This window comes from Achromobacter sp. EB05 (assembly GCF_044232075.1).
GTDB classification, from domain to species: Bacteria; Pseudomonadota; Gammaproteobacteria; order Burkholderiales; family Burkholderiaceae_B; genus Achromobacter; species Achromobacter dolens.
The window spans coordinates 236,173-258,428 of sequence record NZ_CP155917.1 but is presented as its reverse complement, the minus strand read 5'-3'; the positions used below and the strand labels follow the sequence as shown (position 1 = coordinate 258,428).

At 66.6% G+C, this 22,256-nt stretch carries 18 protein-coding genes; 5 read left to right on the top strand and 13 right to left on the bottom strand.

Annotated features, from left to right (window positions below; translation table 11 throughout):
- Positions 1 to 9: 9 nt before the first annotated feature.
- From cyoE to AAID08_RS01190, 4 genes are read right to left on the bottom strand one after another with little or no spacing between them, the layout of a single operon-like run.
- On the bottom strand, positions 10 to 900 hold the full coding sequence (cyoE, locus tag AAID08_RS01205; protein ID WP_006392377.1) for a heme o synthase: 891 nt from the start codon (positions 898 to 900) through the stop codon (positions 10 to 12).
- A 13-nt stretch (positions 901 to 913) separates the two neighbouring features.
- The gene (locus AAID08_RS01200; RefSeq protein ID WP_054503709.1) at positions 914 to 1,948 is read right to left on the bottom strand and encodes a heme A synthase; all 1,035 of its coding nucleotides are present in this window, start codon (positions 1,946 to 1,948) and stop codon (positions 914 to 916) included.
- Positions 1,949 to 1,969: 21 nt separating this feature from the next.
- Positions 1,970 to 2,584, bottom strand: a complete 615-nt coding sequence (locus tag AAID08_RS01195; RefSeq protein WP_231132921.1) for a hypothetical protein — start codon at positions 2,582 to 2,584, stop codon at positions 1,970 to 1,972.
- 45 nt (positions 2,585 to 2,629) lie between these two features.
- The gene (locus AAID08_RS01190) at positions 2,630 to 3,427 is read right to left on the bottom strand and encodes an SURF1 family protein (protein ID WP_054503711.1); all 798 of its coding nucleotides are present in this window, start codon (positions 3,425 to 3,427) and stop codon (positions 2,630 to 2,632) included.
- Between the two features lie 36 nt (positions 3,428 to 3,463).
- Between AAID08_RS01190 and AAID08_RS01185 the strand changes: the two genes are divergently transcribed.
- Positions 3,464 to 3,664, top strand: coding sequence for a twin transmembrane helix small protein (locus AAID08_RS01185; protein WP_006392373.1), 201 nt, complete (start codon positions 3,464 to 3,466; stop codon positions 3,662 to 3,664).
- A 153-nt stretch (positions 3,665 to 3,817) separates the two neighbouring features.
- Here the strand turns inward: AAID08_RS01185 and AAID08_RS01180 are convergent, their stop codons facing one another.
- The 5 genes from AAID08_RS01180 to coxB all read right to left on the bottom strand — a co-directional run bounded on the left by AAID08_RS01180 (position 3,818) and on the right by coxB (position 7,990).
- Positions 3,818 to 4,693: a cytochrome c oxidase subunit 3 gene (locus tag AAID08_RS01180; protein ID WP_026383359.1), complete on the bottom strand. Its 876-nt coding sequence runs from the start codon at positions 4,691 to 4,693 to the stop codon at positions 3,818 to 3,820.
- 38 nt (positions 4,694 to 4,731) lie between these two features.
- Positions 4,732 to 4,956, bottom strand: coding sequence for a DUF2970 domain-containing protein (locus AAID08_RS01175; protein ID WP_006392371.1), 225 nt, complete (start codon positions 4,954 to 4,956; stop codon positions 4,732 to 4,734).
- Positions 4,957 to 4,962: 6 nt separating this feature from the next.
- Positions 4,963 to 5,091 (bottom strand): cytochrome oxidase small assembly protein, encoded by a 129-nt coding sequence (locus AAID08_RS01170; protein WP_020925592.1) that lies wholly within the window; start codon positions 5,089 to 5,091, stop codon positions 4,963 to 4,965.
- A 35-nt stretch (positions 5,092 to 5,126) separates the two neighbouring features.
- A complete protein-coding gene (gene ctaD, locus AAID08_RS01165; protein WP_049070636.1) occupies positions 5,127 to 6,734 on the bottom strand; it encodes a cytochrome c oxidase subunit I in 1,608 nt (535 codons plus the stop codon).
- A 98-nt stretch (positions 6,735 to 6,832) separates the two neighbouring features.
- Positions 6,833 to 7,990, bottom strand: a complete 1,158-nt coding sequence (coxB, locus tag AAID08_RS01160; RefSeq protein ID WP_064524564.1) for a cytochrome c oxidase subunit II — start codon at positions 7,988 to 7,990, stop codon at positions 6,833 to 6,835.
- A gap of 294 nt (positions 7,991 to 8,284) precedes the next feature.
- Here coxB and AAID08_RS01155 point away from each other — a divergent pair, with 294 nt between their 5' ends.
- The gene (locus AAID08_RS01155; RefSeq protein ID WP_054503712.1) at positions 8,285 to 9,091 is read left to right on the top strand and encodes an NUDIX hydrolase family protein; all 807 of its coding nucleotides are present in this window, start codon (positions 8,285 to 8,287) and stop codon (positions 9,089 to 9,091) included.
- A 99-nt stretch (positions 9,092 to 9,190) separates the two neighbouring features.
- On the opposite strand, the gene AAID08_RS01150 is transcribed toward AAID08_RS01155, so the two are convergent.
- Entirely contained in the window at positions 9,191 to 12,037 is a 2,847-nt protein-coding gene (locus AAID08_RS01150) for a cation:proton antiporter (RefSeq protein WP_054503713.1), read from the bottom strand.
- 189 nt (positions 12,038 to 12,226) lie between these two features.
- On the opposite strand from AAID08_RS01150, the gene cpdA reads away from it, so the two are divergent.
- The gene (cpdA, locus tag AAID08_RS01145; RefSeq protein WP_054503714.1) at positions 12,227 to 13,066 is read left to right on the top strand and encodes a 3',5'-cyclic-AMP phosphodiesterase; all 840 of its coding nucleotides are present in this window, start codon (positions 12,227 to 12,229) and stop codon (positions 13,064 to 13,066) included.
- Between the two features lie 327 nt (positions 13,067 to 13,393).
- Here cpdA and rpoH read toward each other — a convergent pair whose 3' ends face one another.
- From rpoH to fghA, 3 genes are all read right to left on the bottom strand, one after another.
- A complete protein-coding gene (gene rpoH / locus AAID08_RS01140; protein WP_006388088.1) occupies positions 13,394 to 14,278 on the bottom strand; it encodes an RNA polymerase sigma factor RpoH in 885 nt (294 codons plus the stop codon).
- 194 nt (positions 14,279 to 14,472) lie between these two features.
- Positions 14,473 to 15,162 (bottom strand): hypothetical protein, encoded by a 690-nt coding sequence (locus tag AAID08_RS01135; protein WP_054503715.1) that lies wholly within the window; start codon positions 15,160 to 15,162, stop codon positions 14,473 to 14,475.
- 96 nt (positions 15,163 to 15,258) lie between these two features.
- Entirely contained in the window at positions 15,259 to 16,122 is an 864-nt protein-coding gene (fghA, locus tag AAID08_RS01130; RefSeq protein ID WP_395757272.1) for an S-formylglutathione hydrolase, read from the bottom strand.
- A gap of 231 nt (positions 16,123 to 16,353) precedes the next feature.
- Between fghA and AAID08_RS01125 the strand changes: the two genes are divergently transcribed.
- Both AAID08_RS01125 and AAID08_RS01120 read left to right on the top strand, forming a co-directional pair.
- Positions 16,354 to 17,145, top strand: a complete 792-nt coding sequence (locus tag AAID08_RS01125) for a hypothetical protein (protein ID WP_054503717.1) — start codon at positions 16,354 to 16,356, stop codon at positions 17,143 to 17,145.
- Positions 17,146 to 17,513: 368 nt separating this feature from the next.
- Positions 17,514 to 22,253 carry a glutamate synthase-related protein gene (locus AAID08_RS01120; protein WP_054503718.1) on the top strand — a complete coding sequence of 1,580 codons (4,740 nt, stop codon included), beginning with the start codon at positions 17,514 to 17,516 and terminating at the stop codon, positions 22,251 to 22,253.
- Positions 22,254 to 22,256: the final 3 nt, after the last annotated feature.

The window sequence follows — 22,256 nt, the reverse complement described above, 5'->3', positions numbered from 1 at the left end:
TCCAGGGGGTCAGATCAGCGCGACCCAGTGGTCCACCAGCAGGGCGCCGAACAGCAGCGCCAGGTAGAGAATGGAAAAACGGAACATGCTGCGCGCCAGCTCGTCGCTGTAGTTGCGGTACAGCCGCCAGGCGTACGACACGAACATGCCGCCCAGCACCAGCGCCGACGCCAGGTACAGCGCGCCGCTCATGCGGATCGCGGTGGGCAGCAGCGTGGTGGCGACCAGCGCGATGCTGTAGAGCAGGATCTGCAGGCGCGTGAACTGCTGGCCATGCGTCACCGGCAGCATCGGCAGGCCGGCCTTGACGTAGTCATGGTTGCGATACAGGGCCAGCGCCCAGAAATGCGGCGGCGTCCAGATGAAGATGATCAGCACCAGCAGCCAGGCCTCGGCCGGCACGGAATCGGCCACCGCCGCCCAGCCAAGCGCCGGCGGCATGGCGCCCGACAGGCCGCCGATGACGATGTTCTGCGGCGTGCGCGGCTTCAGGATGATGGTGTAGATGACGGCGTAGCCGACGAAGGTGGCGAAGGTCAGCCACATGGTCAGGGGGTTGACCAGCGTGTACAGCACGAACATGCCGGCGCCGCCCAGCAGGCCGGACAGGCTCAGCACCTGGAACGCGGAAATGGTGCCGCGCGCGGTGGCGCGCCGCGCCGTGCGCAGCATGCGGGCGTCGACTTCCTGCTCGATCAGGCAGTTGATGGCGAAGGCGGCGGCCGCCAGCAGCCAGATGCCGAGCGTGCCGAACAGCACGCGGCGCATGTCCGGCACGCCCGGCACGGCCAGGAACATGCCGATCACCGCGCAGAACACCGCCAATTGGGTGACGCGCGGCTTGGTGAGAACGAAATACTGGCGGAGCAATCCGGATTGGGGAGCGGCAAGACTGGTCATCATGCACCCTATTTTAAACGCGCACCGAATTGGGGCCGTAGCCCCCGGCCGGCGCCCCGCCCGCGGTGGACAGGCGCACCATCAGGACCACCGCGGCCAGCGTCAGGCCGGCGGCCCCGCCATTGTGCAACACCGCGATCAACAAAGGCCACTGGAAGAAGATCGTCGTCAGGCCGGTCAGCAACTGCGCGCCCAGCAGCGCCAGCATGAGCGTGGCCGGTCCCCGCAGGCCGCGGTCGGCCCGCAGGCGCCAGGCCAGCACGCCCAGGTAGGCAAACACGACGAAGGCAAAATTGCGGTGCACCCAGTGGATCGCCGTCAGCGCCGGCTGCGAGATCATTTCGCCGGACGGCAGTTCGCCCAGCCCGCGGATGATGGAATAGCCGCCATGGAAGTCCATGTCCGGCACCCACTTGCCGTGGCACATGGGGAAATCCATGCAGGCCAGCGCCGCGTAGTTGGTGCTGACCCAGCCGCCCAGCGTCACCTGGATCAGCAGCAGGATGAAGCCGCCGACCACCCACGGTTTGAAGCGCCGCGCCGCGGCGGCCACCGCATGGTGCGGGCGTTCACGCGCCGACAGCCAGGTCATCAGCGCCAGCACCGACAGGCCGAACACCAGGTGCGCCGTGACCACGGCGGGCATGAGCTTGTGGGTCACGGTCCAGGCGCCGAACGCACCCTGCACGCACACCGCCACCAGCGTCGTCACCGCCAGGGCCGGCGAGCGGCCCAGTTCGCGGCGGTAGCGCCAGGCCATGTAGACGATGCCGATGATCAACATGCCCAGAATCGAGCCGACATAGCGATGGATCATCTCGATCCAGGCCTTGGACAGCGTCACCGGCCCGAACGGCATGGCCTGCGAGGCCTCGTGGATATCGCCCATCGCCCCCAGCGGCGTGACGCTGCCGTAGCAGCCGGGCCAGTCCGGGCAGCCCAGGCCCGAGTCCGTCAGGCGCACGAAGGCGCCGAACATGATCAGGTCCAGCGTCAGGAACCAGGTGAAGAAGACGAGTTTGCGATACCGCGCTTTGATGCGTTCCATGGAAATCAACTAAATACCGATTCAACCGATGCGCGAGTTATAGACCAGCTTGCTGATGTCCTTGCGCACCTTCACGCCGTCGGCGTCGGCGGGATACTGCATCATCAGGTTGCCCAGGGGATCGATCACCCAGATCGGCTGCGCCAGGCCGGGCTGGCCGGCCGCGGCGTCGCGCGCCAGCAGGAAGCGCGCCAACTGGTCCGGATCGGCGCGCAGCATGATCGTGCCCTGGTAGGCCTCCAACACCTTGTCCGGCACCGGTCCATCGTCGGTGATGAACCAGACGCGCGCCAGGCGATCGACGTTCTTGCCCTGGCTGGCGTGGGTATTGCGGGTGATGTAGAGCTTGCGGGCGCAACTTTCCGGGCAGGCCGCGCCGTCGGCCGCGACCAGCAGCCACTTGCCCTTCAGGCTCTGCAGGTCGAACGGCTTGCCGTCCAGCGTGGTCAGCTTGAGCGCCCCCGGCGCCGGCACGGGCCGCTGCGGCTCGACCAGTTGGCCGTAGTTGCTGGCGTCCGCCGGCCACCATTGCGGGTTCATGTAGACCACGAAGGCCGCCACGATAGGCGCCAGCGTGCACAGGAACACCAGCACCATCGGCGTCAGCGAGCGCCGGGCGGGTTTGGAAGCAGTCATGTCGCGAGCCACGTGGGTCATGGATTCTGTTGTCGGGAGAGGCGGTCAGGCCGCCGGATCGTCGGCCGCGCGCTGGCGCATGCGCTTGATGGCGCCCCCCAGCACCACCAGCCAGGCGATGGCGGCAAACAAGGCGAAGGAAAACCACTCGACGGCGTACACCGTGTTTTGCTGGAAATTCACCGACGGCTGCGGCCAGTCGTGCACCAGCCCGTCGTCCTCGCCCAGGCCGAACTGGCTCACCACCGTGGGCAGCAGGGTCAGTCCGGTGGCCTTTGCGTAGGCCTCCAGCGGCAGGTTCTGCACCTGCGGCACGACGCCGCCGGGCGCCGGCAGCGAGGCCGGCAGGCTGGAGGCGTCCTGGCCCCCCAGCGACCACAGCTCGAACATGCGCGGCACGCGCGGCGACAGCTCGCCCTTGATGGTCTGTACGCCTTCAGGCGCGGCGGGCAGCACCGGGGCGCCCTGGCCCTGGATCACCCGCGGCAGCCAGCCGCGCAGCACCAGCACCGCCGTGCGCTTTTCCGCATCCAGCAGCAGCGGCGTGGCCAGCCAGTAGCCCGGCTTGCCATCGTGGTTGCGGTTGTCCAGCAGTACACTGAATTCAGGCAGCCAGGTGCCGCTGGCCTGCGCCACGCGCCACGGCTTCAGGTCGGCCGGCGCGGTCGACGGCGCCAGCACCAGCGGCGCTTGCTTGCGGCCGGCCTCGATAGCCGCCAGAATGTCGCGTCGCTCGTCGGCCCGCCGCAGTTGCCACTGGCCCAGCGAGGCCAGGATCACCACGGCGATCCCCAGCAGGAGCAAAGCGGCTACCGTGTAGCGGGTTGAATGCGGTCGGGCCATCTGTATTGAATCAATCGATTTTGTCCGGAGACCATCATGCGCGTTTTCGTCGTACTGGCCTTCATCGGTATCCTGGCCAGTCTGGCATCCGCCCTGGTCTACCTGATGCGGGACAAAGGCAGCACCAACCGCACGGTCAACGCGCTGACGGTGCGCATCGGCCTGTCGGTGGCGCTGTTCCTGTTCGTGCTGTTCGCCCACCACATGGGCTGGATCGAAAGCACCGGGCTTAGATAGCCCCGCTGGCCGCCGGTTCCCGGCGCGCGTCCAGCCACCTATTGGAACACGGACCGCCATCGAGCGAAGGGCGAGGCCGGCGGCGCCGGTTTCCCGGCGGCCCGCCAGCCTCGCCCCGTCCAGCCGCCGGCCCGGCAGCGCCGGGCCCGCGCCTCAGAACCAGTAGACGAACAGGTACAGGCCCAGCCACACCACGTCCACGAAGTGCCAGTACCAGGCGGCGCCTTCGAAGCCGAAGTGGTGATCGGGCCGGAAATGGCCGCGCATCAGGCGGATCAGGATGACCGTCAGCATCGTGGCGCCCAGGATCACGTGGAAGCCGTGAAAGCCCGTCAGCATATAGAACAGCGAACCGTAGGCGCCCGAATTGAACTTCAGGTTCAGCTCGGTGTACGCATGGTGGTATTCGGCGGCCTGGCAGGCCACGAAGATGAAACCCAGGATGACCGTGGCGGCCAGCCAGAACATGGTCTTGCCGCGATGGTTCTCGCGCAGCGCGTGGTGGGCGATGGTCAGCGTCACGCCCGAGCTCAGCAGCAGCGCGGTGTTGATCGTCGGCAGCCAGAAGGGGCCCACGGTCTGGAAGTGCTCGACCACGCCGGCCGGACCGAAGTTGGGCCACACCGCCTGGAAGTCGGGCCACAGCATCAGGCGGTGGTCCATGTCGCCCAGCCACGGCGTGGTGATGGTGCGCACGTACCACAGGGCGCCGAAGAACGCCGCGAAGAACATCACTTCCGAGAAGATGAACCAGCTCATGCCCCAACGGTACGACCCGTCGATGCGCTTGCTGTTCATGCCGGCCTCGGATTCCTGGATGGCGTCGCCGAACCAGTAGTACAGCACCACGATCAGCGCGATGAAGCCGACCAGCACCGACCACTTGGCCCAGCTCACGCCGTTGATCCAGCCGGCGGCGCCCAGGCCCATGAGCAGCAGCGCCACCGCCGTGCGCACGGGATGACCCGAATCGGCGGGCACGTAGTAATAGGGTGCCTCTTTACCTTGAACCGAGTGGCTTGCACTCATGGCTTTCTCCCTGGTACTGATTTATAGAATTAAGTGATTCAAGTCAGGCTGGAAACCGCCCAACGCACAATTAACACCAGCACGGTCACGAAGATCGCCGCCGCCAACAGTCCCGCCACGATCACGTGCACGGGATTGAGCCTGGCGCTGTCCTCGCGGTAGCCCGCGCCCTTGCGGACGCCGAAAAACCCCCACGCCACCGCCTTCATCGTCTGAAGAAAACTCAGCTTGCGCTGGGCGGATTCACGCAGGTCGTCGCTCATGGTTCGCTAGCCGCCGATGGCTTTGCCCGCCAGCAGCGCCGAACCGCGGAACACGGTCCAGGCGAACACGGCGATGACGAATACCAGCAGAACCAGTCCTGCGATCTTGTTGCGTCGGCGCTGCTCGGGGGTCATGGCCATGCTGCCTGTTGCGGGTTTCGGATCGGCGCTCACTTGACTTCGGGCGGCGTCTCGAAGGTGTGGAACGGCGCGGGCGACGGCACCGTCCATTCCAGGCCTTCGGCGCCTTCCCACGGCTTGGCGGTGGCCTTCTCGCCCTTGCCCATGTAGCAGCGCAACACCGCCCACAGGAAGATCAGTTGCGACAGGCCGAACCAGAACGCGCCAATGGTGGCGATCTGGTGGAACGTCGTGAACTGCGCGGCGTAGTCGGCGTAACGGCGCGGCATGCCGGCCAGGCCCAGGAAGTGCATCGGGAAGAAGGTCACGTTGAACGAGATCAGCGTCGACCAGAAATGCAGCTTGCCCAGCTTTTCGCTGTACATGCGGCCGGTCCACTTGGGCAGCCAGTAGTAGGTGCCGGCGAACAGCGCGAACAGCGAGCCGGCCACCAGCACATAGTGGAAGTGGGCCACCACGTAATACGTGTCGTGCACCTGGATGTCGATCGGCGCCACCGAGAGGATCAGGCCGGTGAAGCCGCCCATGGTGAACACGAAGATGAAACCGATCGAGAACAGCATCGGCGTCTCGAACGTCATCGAACCGCGCCACATGGTGGCGACCCAGTTGAACACCTTCACCCCGGTCGGGATGGAGATGAGCATGGTGGCGTACATGAAGTAGAGCTGGCCGGTCACCGGCATGCCCGTGGTGAACATGTGGTGCGCCCACACAATGAACGACAGCACGGCGATCGAGGCGGTCGCGTACACCATCGAGGCGTAGCCGAACAGCTTCTTGCGGGCGAACGCGGGCACGATGGCCGACACGATACCGAACGCCGGCAGGATCATGATGTAGACCTCGGGGTGCCCGAAGAACCAGAACACGTGCTGGTACAGCACCGGGTCGCCGCCGGCGGCGGCGTTGAAGAAGCCGGTGCCGAAGTGGCGGTCGGTCAGCACCATGGTGATGGCGGCGGCCAGCACCGGCATCACGGCCAGCAGCAGGAACGCGGTGATCAGCCAGGTCCAGCAGAACAGCGGCATCTTCATCAGCGTCATGCCCGGCGCGCGCATGTTCAGCACGGTCACGATGATGTTGATGGCGCCCATGATGGAGGACGCGCCCATGATGTGCATGGCGAAGATGGCCAGGTCCATGCCCGGGCCCATCTGCAGCGACAGCGGCGCGTACAGCGTCCAGCCGGCGGCGGTGGCGCCGCCCGGCACGAAGAACGAGGCCGTCAGCATGATCGCGGCCACCGGCAGCAGCCAGAAGCTGAAGTTGTTCATGCGGGCGAACGCCATGTCGGACGCGCCGATCTGCATCGGGATCATCCAGTTCGCGAAGCCCACGAACGCCGGCATGATGGCGCCGAACACCATGATCAGGCCGTGCATGGTGGTGAACTGGTTGAACAGCTCGGGGCGGAAGAACTGCAGGCCCGGCTCGAACAGCTCGGTACGCAGCAGCAGCGCCAGCGTGCCGCCTTCGAGCAGCATGACGAACGAGAAGATGAGATACATCGTCCCGATGTCTTTGTGGTTGGTGGCGAAAAGCCAGCGGCGCCAGCCGGTGGGGGTGGCGTGGTGGTGGTCATCGTGACCGTGGCCGTGGCCCGGCGACACGTGGTCTACAGTGACGCTGCTCATGATGGACTCCTTCCTGCTGAGTGCCGGCTCCGTTCCACGGAACCGGCAGGGTATCTCTGACTAAACGGAACCAGCTCTGCGTTGGGAAGCGGGCGCGATCAACGCGCGGCCGCCACGTCCTTCGGCATCACTGTCGGGTCCTGCCCCTTGCCGGCGTTGCTCCAGGCATGGCGCGTATAGCTGATGACCGCGGCGATCTCGACATCATTGAGCTGGGGACCGAACGCCGCCATGGCGGTGCCGGGCTTGCCCTTCAGCACGGTGTTGATCTGGGCGGCTTTGGGGCCCAGCACAACCTTGTCTCCATCGAGGGCGGGGAAGCTGCCCGGGATGCCCTTGCCGTTGGCCTGGTGACAGGCCACGCAATTGGCGGCGAAAACCTTCTCGCCACGGGCAACCAGTTCGGCTTCCGTCCACTCTTTATTGGGATCGTCGGCGTTTGCCGCCATCTTCTTCTTTTGGTCCTCAACCCACTTATCGTAGTCCGCTTGCGCCAGGACTTCCACGACGATGGGCATGAAGGCGTGGTCCTTGCCGCACAGTTCGGCGCACTGGCCACGGTAGATACCGGGCTTTTCGGCGCGGAACCAGGCGTCGCGCAGGAAACCGGGGATCGCGTCCTGCTTGACGCCGAAGTCCGGGATCATCCAGGAGTGGATGACGTCGGCAGCGGTCAGGACGACGCGCACCTTCTTGTCCACGGGCACCACCATGTGGTTGTCCGTTTCCATCAGGTAGAACTGGCCCTTGGGCTCGCGGCCTTCGATCTGGGCGCGCGGCGTGGACAGGGTGGCGAGGAACTTGACGCCAGCGGCGGGGCCGTCGAGGTATTCGTAGCCCCACTTCCACTGGTAGCCGGTGACCTTGATGGTCAGGTCGGCGCTGGAAGTGTCTTTCATGGCGACGACCGTCTTGGTGGCCGGCAGCGCCATGGCGATGACGATGATGAAGGGGATGATCGTCCAGGCCACTTCCACGCCGAGGTGTTCGTGGAAGGTCGCGGCCTTGTGTCCGCGGGATTTCCGGTGCGCCCAGATGGAGTAGAACATCACTCCGAAGACGCCCACGAAAATCACAATACAGATCGTGAGCAGTAGCCAGTGCAACCACATGACATCACGCGTGATCTGCGTAACGCCTTCATGCAGGTTCAGCTGATTGACCTTCGGGCCGCCGGGCATGTCTTGCACCTGGGCAATGGCCGCGCTGCCAATCAGCAGCGCACAAGCGCCCAGTATCCCTCTCCACTTCTTCATGCTTACCTCGAAACACGGCGCGAGGGCCCTTGTCGCCTGTTGGCACGGATGTCACTGCAACAGGACTACGCGCAATTATTAGATGGCAGGGTTAGGCAGGGGGAGATAGAGCGGCCCCCGCGTTCCCACTCGAAATCACAAAGAAACTGGCGGATTATAGCGGACGCGCAAATGGATGTAAGTTTGTGCTCTTGAATTCATACCGCCCGCCCCCATCTGCGCGCGTTCGTTCACGACCCAGGGTAAACAGGGGTGGCATAAAATCGCGGACAGTCTTATTAACACCGCCTCACGATGCCCAAACAGTTGTCCGATCTGTATGCCGCCCTGAGCGCACGGGCCCAGGAGCCTGCCCCGGTTGGCGCGCACGCGCTCTATATAGCGGGGCGCCGCTGCGGCTGGGCCACGCATGCCGCCTGCGATGCCTTGCGGGGCGCCGCCCATATCGAGTCCGATGCCGACGCCTTGCACATCGGCGCGAGGCTGTCGCCCGGCCCGGCCCTCGACGCGGCGCTCGAACAGGTCGCGCAACTGTTGCGCCAAGCCAACTGCCTGCGCGGTTGGCGCGATGAATTACTCGACGTGCTGGATGGCGACACCGCGCTCGGCGTCATCGAACGCGCGGCGATGCGGCCGCTGGGCCTGTTGACCAAGGCCGTCCACCTGAACGCCTGGACGCCCGATGGCCGCATCTGGATCGCCCGGCGCGCGCTCAGCAAATCCACCGACCCCGGCATGTGGGACACCCTGGTGGGCGGCCTGGCCGGCCGCGGCGAAGACCTGGACGTTGCGCTGGTGCGCGAATGCGGCGAGGAAGCCGGCCTGGACGCGCCGGACCTGGCGCAGCGCTCGCCGCTGCGCACCATCCTGCGCATCCACCGCCGCCTGCCCGAGGGCTACCAGGTCGAGGACGTGCTGACCAGCACCTGCGTGCTGGCGGCGGACGCGCGGCCCGCCAACCGCGATGGCGAAGTGATGGAAATCGCGGCCGCCGACGTCGACACCGTGGTGCGGCGCGTGGCCGACGGAGAGTTCACGCTCGAAGCGGCGCTGGTGATCATCGAAGACATCATGCAGCGCCGGGCGGCCGGCGAAATCTGAACCGGCGCTCCCGCGCGGCGGGCCGATGCGCCCAGCGGCGCGGGGCTCAGACAGCGCGCGGCACGACCGCGCCGGCCTGCCGGCGCGCACCTGCCCGCATCAGGCGCTGGCGCCTCCCGGCGCCGCATCCGTCTCGCGCGCATCGGCCTTGTGCGCGTCGGCCTGGCGCGTCTCCACTTGTTGCAACGGCGCGGCGTGCGTCTCGACCTGTAGCGGCTGCGCGGGACGCGCCTCGACAGGCCGTGTCTCGACCTGCCGCGGACGTTGTTGCTGCGGCTCCGACCCGCTTCCCACTGCCGGCAGCGCCACCGCTGCGCCCGGCTCGGCCGCCCGCAACGCCTGCACCGCCCGCGTATCGAGGCCGCTCTGCACCCCCGCGGCCTCGGCCGCTTCCGCCGCCTGTGAGGGCGAAGGCGCCGACGCAGGCGCGGGAGCGGGCGCGGGCGTCGCGTTGGCCTGCGAGAACTGCTTCCAGACCTCGATCGCCCGCAGGCGCTGCTTGGCCACCACCTGGATGCGTTCGCGCAGGTTTTCGTCGCGGGCAAGCAGGGCGTGGAAATCACGCGACGACAGCATCAGCAGCTTGCTGTAGCCCAGCGAGGTCACCTCGGGCGCGATCTGCTGTTCGCCCAGCAGGCCGAGTTCGCCGAAGAACTCGCCGCTGCCCAGTTCGATCATGGTGTTGTCCGGCAGGTGCACCGCCACCGCGCCCGACGCCACGAAGCACATCTCTTCGCCATGCCGCCCCTTGGTCAGCACGCGCTGGTCGGGCAACGACAGGCGCGGCTTGAGCAGCTTGCTGATGGCGCGCAACGAATCGGCCGACAGCCCCTCGAACAGCGGCACGCGCTTGATCAGGTCGGCCGCGCTCATTTCGATGTCCAGCGGCGGATGCGTGTCGATGTGCGCCCAGCGGCTCTTCAACTGCGCCATCAGGTCGGCGTAGACCTCGCCGCTGATCAGGAACTGCTCCAGCATGTCGCGATAGCGGATCCGTTCCAGCTCGCGCGCCACCCGGCCGAGGTAGCTCTCCTGCAGCCACTGCGCGTACGACGGATATTGCAGGTTCAGCGCCTGCATCGCGTTTTCGATCAGGTCCAGGCGGCGCTGGTGCAGCGACACGATGCGCTGCGTGGCGGTTTCGCCCAGCAGCGGCGTGATCTGCTCGCGCGCGAACACGATAAGGCGCTGGGCCACCGATCGCTTGCTCATCAGGTTGGCGAAACGCTGGCCCAGTTCGCGCGCCAGCCAGCCCTGGAAACCGAACAGGTAGTGCAGCCGCAAGGCCAGCCGGAAGCCGGTGGAATAGCGCACGTCGGCAATGATGGCGCGCTCGAAGCCCGGCACCCCGCCCATTCGGATCGCGTCCTCCAGCCGTTCGGCCCGCGCCAGCAGCGTTTCCGCCATGCGCCAGTCGACGATCTGCGCCTTGAGGATGTCGAAGAACATTTCCTCCTCGCGCTGCGCCACGATCGCCAGCCCGACGGCCACCCGCTGCTCGTCGCTCATCTGGCTGACCTGGCCATCGTGCACGCTGGTCAGGCTGGCGTCGAACACCGCGCGGATACGGTCGCGCACCTCGCTGCCGATGTGCTCGGTCTTGGCCACTTCTTCGGTCTTGCCCTGCAGGTCCTCCAGCGCCACCGCCAGCGCCTGGTTGCGGATGGTGCGCTCGACCGGCGACAACTGGTTCAGCCCCAGCATGCGGATCAGCGGCCGCAGGCTGATGCCGTTGACGAACAGCGTCAACAGCACGAAACCGGTGGTGGCCACGGCGATGAACTGGCGCGCCTCCTCGGGCACGCCGGTCTGCTCGGTCACGGCCAGGGCCAGGGCCAGCGACACCGCGCCGCGCAGGCCGCCCCAGAGCATCACCACCTTGTAGGGATTGCTGACCTTGGTGCCCAGCTTGGTCAGCCCCAGCAACGGCAGCAGCCCGAACACCACGATGGCCCGCGCCACCAGCGTCGCCACGAACACCACCGCCACCAGCACCAGTTCCTGCCAGTCGGCGGCCGCCATCAGCTTGGGAATCAGCATGGCCGCGAACAGGAAGATGAGGGAATTGGCCCAGAAGCCGAATTGTTCCCAGGCGCTCGACAGGTATTCGAAGGTGGTCGGCGACATGCGGGTGCGGCCGGTCGACCCCACCACCAGGCCGGCGATCACCGTGGCGACCACGCCCGACACGTTCAGGTAGTGCTCGGAAATGAAGAAGGACAGGTAGGCCAGCGTCAGCGTCAGCGTGATCTCGGCCGTGGGAAAGCCGCGCAGCCAGGCGAACAGGAAACAGGCCAGCCGCCCCATGGCGAAACCGGCGATGCCGCCGCCGATGAAGTGCACAATGAAGTCATTGAAGATGCCGCTGGCGGTCAACTCGCCATGGCCGCCCAGCACGGCCAGCAGCACCGAGTACAGGGCGATCGACGCGGCGTCGTTGAACAGGCTTTCGCCTTCGACCAGCGTGGTCAGGCGCTTGGGCGCGCCCACTTCGCGGAAGATGCCCACCACCGCCACCGGGTCGGTGGTCGCCACGATGGCCCCCAGCAGCAGGCAGACCACCAGGCCATAGGGCGAGATCGCGTCCAGCGTCACGCCCACCACCACCGTGCACACCACCACGGCGACGATCGCCATCATCAGGATCGGGCCGATGTCGTCCATCAGCCGCCGTACGTTCATGGACAGCGCGGTTTCGAACAGCAGCACTGGCAGGAACACCATCAGGAAGGTCTCGGAGGAAATCTCGAACCGCTCCAGCGAATCCAGGAAGTCGCCGATCCAGCTCGGCGCCCAGCCATGGACGTGCACGATGATGCCCAGCAGGCAGCCGACGATTGCCAGCAGCACCGAGTAGGGCAGCTTGAGGCGGCCAGCCAGCGGCGGCATGAAGCACACCAGGGTCAACAGCCCGGCCAGGCCGAATACGAGAAAACCTACATCCATGGATAACGCCGCGTCCCGATCATGAAGCTTGTGAGAAGTTCCACAAGAATAGCGGGTTTTCCAGTCGATTCCGGCGAACGGCTATTTCCGGCGCACGTTTCGTTACCCCGATCGGGTGGGGCGATACGCGCCGGGACATGTTTTTTAGGTAAGGTAGGAGCCCGTGCAGAAACTTCGCAGGAGCCGCACTTGGCACGCGTCCATACCCTGGCCCGGCGCACCGACGCCCCAGCCATGCTCGTCCAGTTGACCGATTGCCACCTGTTCGGCGAGCCGGACACCGTGATGCTCGGCGTCAACACCGATGCCAGCCTGCGCGCCGTGCTGCGCCAGATCGAGGCCGACGGCAAGCACCCCGACCTGCTGCTGGCCACGGGTGACCTGTCCCAGGACGGCGAGCCCGCCGCCTACCAGCGCCTGGCCGCCATCCTGGGCGCCGCGCCGGCGCTGGAGGGCGCCCGGATCCGTTGCCTGCCGGGCAACCACGACCTGCCTGTGGCGATGCGCCATGAACTGCCAGAATGGTCGGTGCCCGTGACGGACGTGGGCGCCTGGCGCGTGGTTTCGCTGGACACCACCGTGCCCGGCTCCAACGCCGGCCACCTGCCCGACAGCCAGCTCGATCTGCTGGAAGCGGCGCTGGCCGAGGCGCCCGGACGACACACGCTGCTGGCCATGCACCACAACCCGATGCAGATCGACAGCCACTGGCATGATTCGATGATGATCGACAACCCGCAGGCGCTGTTCAAGCTGTTGGCGCGCTGGCCGCAGGTGCGTGTGCTGCTGTGGGGCCACGTGCACCATGAGTTCGACCGCCGCCGCCACAACCTGCGCATGCTGGCCACGCCCTCCACCTGCTTCCAGTTCAGCATCCGCGACGGCAAGCATGTGGTCGACAACCTCGCCCCCGGGTATCGCTGGATCAAGCTCTACCAGGATGGCTCGATGGCCACCGGCGTGCGGCGCGTGCAGGACGCCCTGTGGCATGCAACGCAGCCCGGTCCGGCCAGCGCGCAGGCGGCCTGAACGGCCCGACGCGTTTCGCGCGCGCAATAAAAAACGGGGCACCATATGCGTGGTGCCCCGCAAGCATCCGTCTCATAGGGGAGGGGAAAGAGGAGAAGCCGAGACGGATGACAAGACTGCCAACCAAAGTTTGCGGTCTACGTGAAGTTAGGCGGGGCGCACTGCATTAAGTTTCTGAAATCGGCGGTTATTTCGCGGCGAATTTGTATCAATTTATTGGTGCGACGCGACAATGGCCGCCACGGCCCCTTCCGTGGGTCGGGGCGGTCGGCGGCGTAAATGGAAAGGGCCGCGAATCGCGGCCCTGGGCATGGATGCGGCGGGAAATCAGGCGGCCAGGTTGCCGCGCATCTTCTTCAACGCGGCGGCCTCGATCTGGCGGATGCGTTCGGCCGACACGCCGAATTCCTGCGCCAGCTCGTGCAGCGTGGCGCCGCCGTCGTCCTGCAGCCAGCGGGCCTCGACGATGCGGCGCGAACGCGGGTCGAGTGCTTCCAGCGCGCTCGACAGGCCCGAGCTCTGCAACTGGTCGCGGGCGGCGCGTTCCAGCACGCGGGTCGGCTCCTGGCGGCCTTCGTCGGACAGGTAGGCGATGGGCGCGTAGCTGTCGTCATCGTCGTCCTGGTTCTCGAGCGACATGTCGCGGCCGGACAGGCGCACTTCCATTTCGCTGACATCCTCGCGGCGCACGTTGAGTTCGCGCGCGATGTGATCGACCTGTTCCGGATCCAGCGTCTGGCCGTCCGGGCGCATGCTGCGCAGGTTGAAGAACAGCTTGCGCTGCGCCTTGGTGGTCGCCACCTTGACCAGCCGCCAGTTGCGGATGATGTATTCGTGGATTTCGGCCTTGATCCAGTGCACGGCGAACGACACCAGGCGCACGCCGCGCTCGGGGTCGAACCGCTTGACGGCCTTCATCAGGCCGACATTGCCTTCCTGGATCAGGTCGGCGTGGGGCAATCCATAGCCCAGGTACTGGCGCGCGACCGACACCACCAGGCGCAGGTGCGACAACACCAGCTCGCGCGCGGCGCCCAGGTCTTCGCTGTCGCGCAGGCGGCGGCCGAGTTCGGTTTCGCGTTCGGCCGACAGGACCGGCAGGCGGTTCACGGCCGAGATGTAGGCATCGATCGTGCCGAGCGCGCCCGGATTGGCGATGGCCAACGCCAGAGCGTTGCCGGACGTGGCCAACGAGGTACTGGGTTGCTTCATTGCGGCGGTCTCCGGAAAGCGAAGGGGTAAAGACATGGATTCGATGTTAGCACTCTAGTAAAGGGAGTGCTAATTCGACTATTGCGACGCGTCAAAGTTTCCTCCACGCGATGCGGCCCCATTTTAAATTCCGAGCTGCGCGCAGGGCCATCCGCCTTGCCGGGCAGGCCATCACACGGCTCCGGACGCGTTGGCTACCACCCCAGCCGCTTCAGTCCCGCCGCGGTGGCCTCGCCATCCGGGCGTACGAACAACGCGCCGCGGGGATCCATATAGACCTGGTATTTCGCGCCATCGAACAGCGGCATGTAGGCCGCGCTGCCAAATTGGACATCGACGAAGGGAAACCAGTTCGGGAAGCTCTGTTTGAGCGACCCCAGGTCCGGCGCCGGCCAGTCGTCCAGCGCATGCACCGAACGCGTCGCCGAGGCCTCGCGCGCGGCGTCGCTGTAGCGGCCGGACAGGCGCTCCAGGCGATACAGCGGCGACACGCCCGCCATCAGGGCCGGCAGGCGCCAGCGCACCACGCGGGCGTCGATCTGCCATTGGTCGCCATACAGCACATATTGCTTGGCGCCCACGCCCGGCGCGGCGGCGCTGACCTGGAACTGGCCTTCCGCCTGCTGGCGGACCTCGATCCGGGCCACCGGTTCGTCGGTGGTCAGCTTGAAGAACTGGACCAGCGACAGCGCCAGCAGCCCCGACACGCCGCCCAGCAACAGCAGCAACAGGCCGAACACGCGCCGCACGGGGCGGAACTGGAAGGTGCGCCGGCCGCGCTCGTCGCGCGGGCCGCCCTTGCCCAGCAGCATCGCCAGGCCCGGCAGGAAGACGACCACCGCGGCCAGCAGAATCCAGACGAAGGGAGCGATTCCGTTGATCAAATCAGCCGATCCTATGCAAAGGGCGCCGCGGCCAGGGGCCGGGCGGGAGCCGCCGCGGGCCTGCCACGGCAGGCCGCCCAGTATAGAAGCGAGGGGTCAGGCGACCGGCTTTCCAAGCCGCTCGACGTGAAACCGGATGTGATCCTCGATGAAGGTCGAGATGAAGTAATAGCCATGGTCGTAGCCTTCCTGGCGGCGCAGCACCAGGGGCTGGCCGGCGCTGGCGCAGGCGGCCTCGAATACCTCGGGATACAACTGCTCGGCCAGGAACTGGTCGGCGGTGCCCTGGTCGACCAGGATGCCGCCGGGGAATGGCTGGCGCAAGCCGCGCATCAGGGCCGAGGCGTCGTAGGCGGCCCAGTCGTCGCGGTTCTCGCCCAGGTAGGCGCCGAACGCCTTCTGGCCCCACGGGCACTGGCTGGGCGCGGCGATCGGGGCGAACGCCGAGACCGACCGGAACTTGCCCGGGTGACGCAGCGCCAGCACCAGCGCGCCGTGACCGCCCATCGAATGGCCGAAGATGCCGACGCGCGCGGCGTCGCCGGGCAGGGCGGTGGTGACGATGCCATGCAGCTCGCGGGTCACGTAGCTATCCATGCGGTAGTGGGCGCGCCAGGCCGTGGTGGTCGCGTCCAGGTAGAACCCAGCGCCGGTGCCCAGGTCCCAGCTCTCGTCTTCGCCCGGCACGTTGGCGCCGCGCGGACTGGTGTCGGGCGCCACCAGCATCACGCCCAGTTCGGCGGCCAGGCGCTGGGCGCCCGCCTTGATCATGAAGGTTTCCTCGGTGCAGGTCAGGCCGGCCAGGTAGAACAGCACCGGCACCGGGCCGTGCTCGGCCTGCGGCGGGACGAACACCGAAAACCGCATCGGCAGGCCGATCTCGGCCGACTCATGGCGGTAATAGCGCTGCGCCCCCCCGAAACAACGATGCTGGGAAATGAGTTCCAGGGAGGCGGGCATGGGAGGTCTCCGGGTCTGAGGCTGAAGAAAATTCGGTCGGAATTAGGGTATATCCACGGTACGAGGATCCGTCGCCGAATGTTAACCTGCCCGAATCGGAGTCCTTTCCACAAAAAGTAGCGATTCCGCGCCCATATTGTGATCGCGGGGCTTGACCAGCGTTCACCGTGGCACTATTTATATACGTGAGAGAAGACAACCCGTTCTTCTGGAAGCGCAAGCCCTGACACTATGGCCCGTCTGCCCCGTCTGTACGCCCCTGGGCTGCCCCAACTGGTGCAGGCCAATTTCATTCAGCCGCTGGCGGCGGCATCGCAGCCCGCCCCGGCCGATATCCTCAATCAGCTTGCCACGTGGCTGGGCGAATCGGCCCAGCGCCACCGCGTGTCGGTGCATGGCTGGCTGCTCGCCAACGACCGCATCCTGCTGCTGGCCACCCCCGCCGACGAGGAAGGCCTGCCGCGCCTGATGCAGACGCTGGGCCGCAACCTGGCGGCGCGCCTGCGCGGCGGTCGGGTGTTCGCGGGCCGCTATCGATCCGCCCTGCTCGAGCCCGGCGCCTGGGTGCTGCCCGCGCTGGTCTGGCTGGAAACCTATCCGGTGCGCAGCGGCGCGTCGCAGGATCCCGATTCCTGGCCTTGGTCCTCGGCCTCCAGCCATACCGGCAATACCACGGCAGCGCCGGCGCAGTGGCAGTCCGACCATGCCGACTACTGGGCCTGCGGCAACACGCCCTTCGACCGCCAGGCCAACTACCGCAAGCGCCTGCAGGACGGCCTGTCGCGCGAGGAAAGCCAGCGCATCGACCAGGCCGTTTCTGGCCAGTGGGCGCTGGGCGGCCCGAGCTTCATCGCCAGCCTGGCCCATACCGCCAGCCGCCGCGTGGCCCCGGGCCAACGCGGACGGCCGCGCAAAAAGCCGGCCGCGCCGGCCGCCGCCGAGTCCGGCGGCGATACCGGGGGGGCCGCGACGCCGGCGTCACCGCCATCCAACGGAACCTCCGGAAGCGGATCATCCTCCTGACCAGGCGCCTTCGGGCGCTTTTTTCATGCCGCCGCAATCTCCGAGGCGGCAGGATCGCGTGCGTTCGCACGCCAGCCGAGAGGCGCCGACCGGCCTCCGAATTCGCCAAAAAGCATCACAATAATTGGGGACAAAACATGGCGAAATCGAGGGATTCACCCCCTTGAGGCCCGTGCGGGTCGGCGCACTGTCGCCGCAAGCCTTGATTGGTGCGGGCCTTGTTATGTCCCCATATTAATGCTCTATGACGGTGCAATGAATAAATTAGGGTCGCACCCCTTATGTTTCTATTGCACCCTACTGCCTACGGGGGTATTGTCCGTTCCTGCACTGCAACATTAGAACGCAGTCTTACTGCGGAGCGCGCCATGCCCCAAATCACCCCGAACGAATCCTGTCCCACCCCCAAGGCGACCCCGATCGATGCCAGCCGCATCGGCCTGCCGCCGGCCCAGGGCCTGTACAACCCCAAGAACGAGCATGACGCCTGTGGCGTGGGCTTCGTGGCGCACATCAAGGGCAAGAAAAGCCACGCCATCATCCAGCAGGGCCTGAAGATCCTGGAAAACCTCGATCACCGCGGCGCGGTGGGCGCGGACAAGCTGATGGGCGACGGCGCCGGCATCCTGATCCAGATCCCGGACACGCTTTATCGCGACGAGTTCGCCCAGCACGGCATCACCCTGCCGCCGCCCGGCGAATACGGCGTGGCCATGGTGTTCCTGCCCAAGGAAACCGCCTCGCGCCTGGCCTGCGAACAGGAACTGGAGCGCTCGGTGCGCGCCGAGGGCCAGGTCGTGCTGGGCTGGCGCAACGTGCCCGTGGACGTCGACATGCCGATGTCGCCCACCGTGCGCGACTGCGAACCCGTGATCCGCCAGTTGTTCATCGGCCGCGGCGCCGATGTGATGGTGCCCGACGCGCTCGAACGCAAGCTGTACGTGATCCGCAAGACCGCCAGCCACGCCATTCAGAACATGCACCTGGCGCACGGCAAGGAATACTTCGTGCCCTCGGCCTCGGTGCGCACCGTGGTCTACAAGGGCCTGTTGCTGGCCGACCAGGTCGGCCGCTACTACCGCGACCTGGCCGATCCGCGCACCGTGTCGGCGCTGGCGCTGGTGCACCAACGCTTCTCGACCAACACCTTCCCGGCCTGGCCGCTGGCCCACCCGTACCGCATGATCGCCCACAACGGCGAAATCAACACGGTCAAGGGCAACTTCAACTGGCTGCGCGCCCGCGAAGGCATGATGCAGTCGGCCGTGCTGGGCGACGACCTGAAGAAGCTGTACCCCATCGTCTATGAAGGCCAGTCGGACACCGCCACGTTCGACAACTGCCTGGAACTGCTGGTGAACTCGGGCTACTCGCTGGCCCACGCCATGATGATGATGATCCCGGAAGCCTGGGAACAGCACACGCAGATGGACGAAAGCCGCCGCGCCTTCTACGAATACCACGCCGCCATGATGGAGCCGTGGGACGGCCCCGCCGCGGTCGCGTTCACCGACGGCCGCCAGATCGGCGCCACGCTCGACCGCAACGGCCTGCGCCCGGCGCGCTACCTGGTGACCGACGACGACATGGTCATCCTGGCCTCGGAAGCCGGCACCCTGTCGATCCCCGAGAACCGCATCGTCAAGAAGTGGCGCCTGCAGCCGGGCAAGATGTTCCTGATCGACCTGGAACAGGGCCGCATCATCGACGACGCCGAGATCAAGCTGCAACTGGCCAACAGCCGTCCGTACCGCCAGTGGATCGAACGCCTGCAGATCAAGCTCGAATCGCTGCCGGCCCCGCGCCAGGCCGCCGTCGCCACGCAATCGTCGGTGTCGCTGCTGGATCGCCAGCAGGCCTTCGGCTGGACCCAGGAAGACTACAAGTTCATCCTCGAACCCATGGCCTCGACCGGCGAGGAAGTGATCGGCTCGATGGGCAACGACGCCCCGCTGGCCGTGCTGTCCGACCGCGCCAAGCCGTTCTACAACTATTTCCGCCAGTTGTTCGCCCAGGTCACCAACCCGCCGATCGACCCGATCCGCGAGCAGATGGTGATGTCGCTGGTGTCGTTCATCGGCCCCAAGCCCAACCTGCTGGACATCAACAACGTCAACCCGCCGCTGCGCCTGGAAGTGTCGCAGCCGGTGCTGGACTTCGCCGCCATGGCGCAGATCCGCGACATCGAGCAGGTGACGGGCAAGAAATTCCGCAGCTTCGAGCTGGACATCACCTACCCGGCCGCCTGGGGCCCCGAGGGCATCGAAGCCCGCGTGGCCGCGCTGTGCGCGCGCGCCGTGGACGCGGTGCAAAGCGGCTACAACATCCTGATCGTGTCGGACCGCCTGGTCGACAGCGAGCGCGTGGCCATCCCCGCCCTGCTGGCCACCTCGGCGGTGCACCAGCACCTGATCCGCGCCGGCCTGCGCACCAACACCGGCCTGGTGGTGGAAACCGGCTCGGCCCGCGAAGTGCACCACTTCGCGCTGCTGGGCGGCTATGGCGCCGAAGCCATCCACCCCTACCTGGCGCTGGAATCGCTGGGCAAGATGAGCGACCCGGAAAAGGCCGTCAAGAACTTCATCAAGGCAATCGGCAAGGGTCTGAACAAGGTGATGTCCAAGATGGGCATCTCCACCTACATGTCCTACACCGGCGCCCAGATCTTCGAAGCGGTCGGCCTGCAGAGCAGCCTGGTGAACAAGTACTTCACCGGCACCGCCTCCAACATCGAAGGCATCGGCATCTTCCAGGTGGCCGAGGAAGCGCTGCGCCAGCACCGCGCCGCCTTCGGCAGCGACCCGGTCCTGGCGAACGACCTCGAAGCGGGCGGCGAGTACGCCTACCGCGTGCGCGGCGAAGAGCACATGTGGACGCCGGATTCCATCGCCAAGCTGCAGCACGCCTCGCGCGCCAACAACTACCGCACGTACAAGGAGTACGCGCAGATCATCAACGACCAGAGCCGCCGCCACATGACGCTGCGCGGCCTGTTCGAGTTCCGCTTCGATCCGTCGCGCGCCATCCCGCTCGATGACGTCGAGCCGGCCAAGGACATCGTCAAGCGCTTCGCCACCGGCGCCATGTCGCTGGGCTCGATCTCGACCGAGGCCCACTCGGTGCTGGCCGTGGCCATGAACCGCATCGGCGGCAAGTCCAACACCGGCGAAGGCGGCGAAGACGAACTGCGCTACCGCGCCGAAATGCGCGAAGGCCGCAGCACCATCAAGGACGGCGACACGCTGGCCTCGGTGCTCGGCTCCGAACGCATCGAAGCCGACGTCGCGCTCAAGAAGGGCGACTCGCTGCGCTCGAAGATCAAGCAGGTGGCCTCCGGCCGCTTCGGCGTCACCGCCGAGTACCTGTCGTCGGCCGACCAGATCCAGATCAAGATGGCGCAGGGCGCCAAGCCCGGCGAAGGCGGCCAGTTGCCGGGCCACAAGGTCTCGGAGTACATCGCCAAGCTGCGCTACTCGGTGCCGGGCGTGGGCCTGATCTCGCCGCCGCCGCACCACGACATCTACTCGATCGAAGACCTGGCGCAACTGATCCACGACCTGAAGAACGTCAACGCCAAGGCCTCGATCTCGGTCAAGCTGGTGTCGGAAGTCGGCGTCGGCACGGTGGCCGCGGGCGTGGCCAAGGCCAAGGCCGACCACGTCGTGATCGCCGGCCATGACGGCGGCACGGGCGCCTCGCCGGTCTCGTCCATCAAGCACGTCGGCACGCCCTGGGAACTGGGCCTGGCCGAAACCCAGCAGACGCTGGTGCTGAACCGCCTGCGCAGCCGCATCCGCGTGCAGGCCGACGGCCAGATGAAGACCGGCCGCGACGTCGTCATCGGCGCGCTGCTGGGCGCCGACGAATTCGGTTTCGCCACGGCGCCGCTGGTCGTCGAAGGCTGCATCATGATGCGCAAGTGCCACCTGAACACCTGCCCGGTGGGCGTGGCCACGCAGGATCCGGTGCTGCGCAAGAAGTTCCAGGGCAAGCCCGAGCACGTCGTCAACTTCTTCTTCTTCATCGCCGAGGAAGTGCGCGAGATCATGGCCCAGTTGGGCATCCGCAAGTTCGACGACCTGATCGGCCGCGCCGACCTGCTGGACATGCGCTCGGGCGTCGAGCACTGGAAGGCGCAGGGCCTGGACTTCACCCGCGTGTTCCACCAGACGCAGTCCGATGCCGAAGTGCGCCAGACCGAAGAACAGGATCATGGCCTGGCCGGCGCGCTGGACCACCAGTTGATCGAGCGCAGCAAGCCGGCGCTGGAGCGCGGTGAGAAGGTCTCGTTCATCGTGCCGGTTCGCAACCGCAACCGCACCATCGGCGCCATGCTGTCGGGCGCCGTGGCCGCGCGCTACGGCCACGACGGCCTGCCGGACGACACCATCCACATCCAGTGCAACGGCACCGCCGGCCAGAGCTTCGGCGCGTTCCTGGCCCATGGCATCACCATGGACCTGGTGGGCGAAGGCAACGACTACGTCGGCAAGGGCCTGTCGGGCGGCCGCATCATCGTGCGCTCGCCCAATGACTTCCGCGGCTTCGGCCCCGACCACATCATTGCCGGCAACACCGTCCTGTACGGCGCGCTGGCGGGCGAGGCCTTCTTCAACGGCGTGGCCGGCGAACGCTTCGCGGTGCGCAACTCGGGCGCCGCCACGGTCGTGGAAGGCACCGGCGACCACGGCTGCGAATACATGACGGGCGGCACCGTGGTGGTGCTGGGCGCCACCGGCCGCAACTTCGCCGCCGGCATGTCGGGCGGCGTGGCCTATGTGTGGGATCCGGAACGCACGCTCAAGCAGCGCGCCAACCTGTCGATGGTCGAACTGGAAGCCGTGCTGCCGCACGCGGAACAGCAGGCCCAGAACAACATCGACGTCTGGCACAGCGCGCAGCGCGGCGGCGAGCGCGAGACGGATGAAGCCATCCTGCGCCGCCTGGTGGAAGACCACTTCCGCTACACCGGCAGCTTCCGCGCCCGCGAAATCCTGGGCGACTGGGAAGCCTCGCGCGGCAAATTCGTAAAGGTCATGCCGACGGACTACCGCCGCGCATTGGGTGAAATGTGGCGTGCAGCCAACCCGCAACAACTGGCTGCGTGAGGG

Coding starts and splice junctions, on each gene's coding strand:
- cyoE (WP_006392377.1), bottom strand. CDS start 900: ATGACCAGTCTTGCCGCTCCCCAATCCGGATTGCTCCGCCAGTATTTC.
- AAID08_RS01200 (WP_054503709.1), bottom strand. CDS start 1,948: ATGGAACGCATCAAAGCGCGGTATCGCAAACTCGTCTTCTTCACCTGG.
- AAID08_RS01195 (WP_231132921.1), bottom strand. CDS start 2,584: ATGACTGCTTCCAAACCCGCCCGGCGCTCGCTGACGCCGATGGTGCTG.
- AAID08_RS01190 (WP_054503711.1), bottom strand. CDS start 3,427: ATGGCCCGACCGCATTCAACCCGCTACACGGTAGCCGCTTTGCTCCTG.
- AAID08_RS01185 (WP_006392373.1), top strand. CDS start 3,464: ATGCGCGTTTTCGTCGTACTGGCCTTCATCGGTATCCTGGCCAGTCTG.
- AAID08_RS01180 (WP_026383359.1), bottom strand. CDS start 4,693: ATGAGTGCAAGCCACTCGGTTCAAGGTAAAGAGGCACCCTATTACTAC.
- AAID08_RS01175 (WP_006392371.1), bottom strand. CDS start 4,956: ATGAGCGACGACCTGCGTGAATCCGCCCAGCGCAAGCTGAGTTTTCTT.
- AAID08_RS01170 (WP_020925592.1), bottom strand. CDS start 5,091: ATGACCCCCGAGCAGCGCCGACGCAACAAGATCGCAGGACTGGTTCTG.
- ctaD (WP_049070636.1), bottom strand. CDS start 6,734: ATGAGCAGCGTCACTGTAGACCACGTGTCGCCGGGCCACGGCCACGGT.
- coxB (WP_064524564.1), bottom strand. CDS start 7,990: ATGAAGAAGTGGAGAGGGATACTGGGCGCTTGTGCGCTGCTGATTGGC.
- AAID08_RS01155 (WP_054503712.1), top strand. CDS start 8,285: ATGCCCAAACAGTTGTCCGATCTGTATGCCGCCCTGAGCGCACGGGCC.
- AAID08_RS01150 (WP_054503713.1), bottom strand. CDS start 12,037: ATGGATGTAGGTTTTCTCGTATTCGGCCTGGCCGGGCTGTTGACCCTG.
- rpoH (WP_006388088.1), bottom strand. CDS start 14,278: ATGAAGCAACCCAGTACCTCGTTGGCCACGTCCGGCAACGCTCTGGCG.
- fghA (WP_395757272.1), bottom strand. CDS start 16,122: ATGCCCGCCTCCCTGGAACTCATTTCCCAGCATCGTTGTTTCGGGGGG.
- AAID08_RS01125 (WP_054503717.1), top strand. CDS start 16,354: ATGGCCCGTCTGCCCCGTCTGTACGCCCCTGGGCTGCCCCAACTGGTG.
- AAID08_RS01120 (WP_054503718.1), top strand. CDS start 17,514: ATGCCCCAAATCACCCCGAACGAATCCTGTCCCACCCCCAAGGCGACC.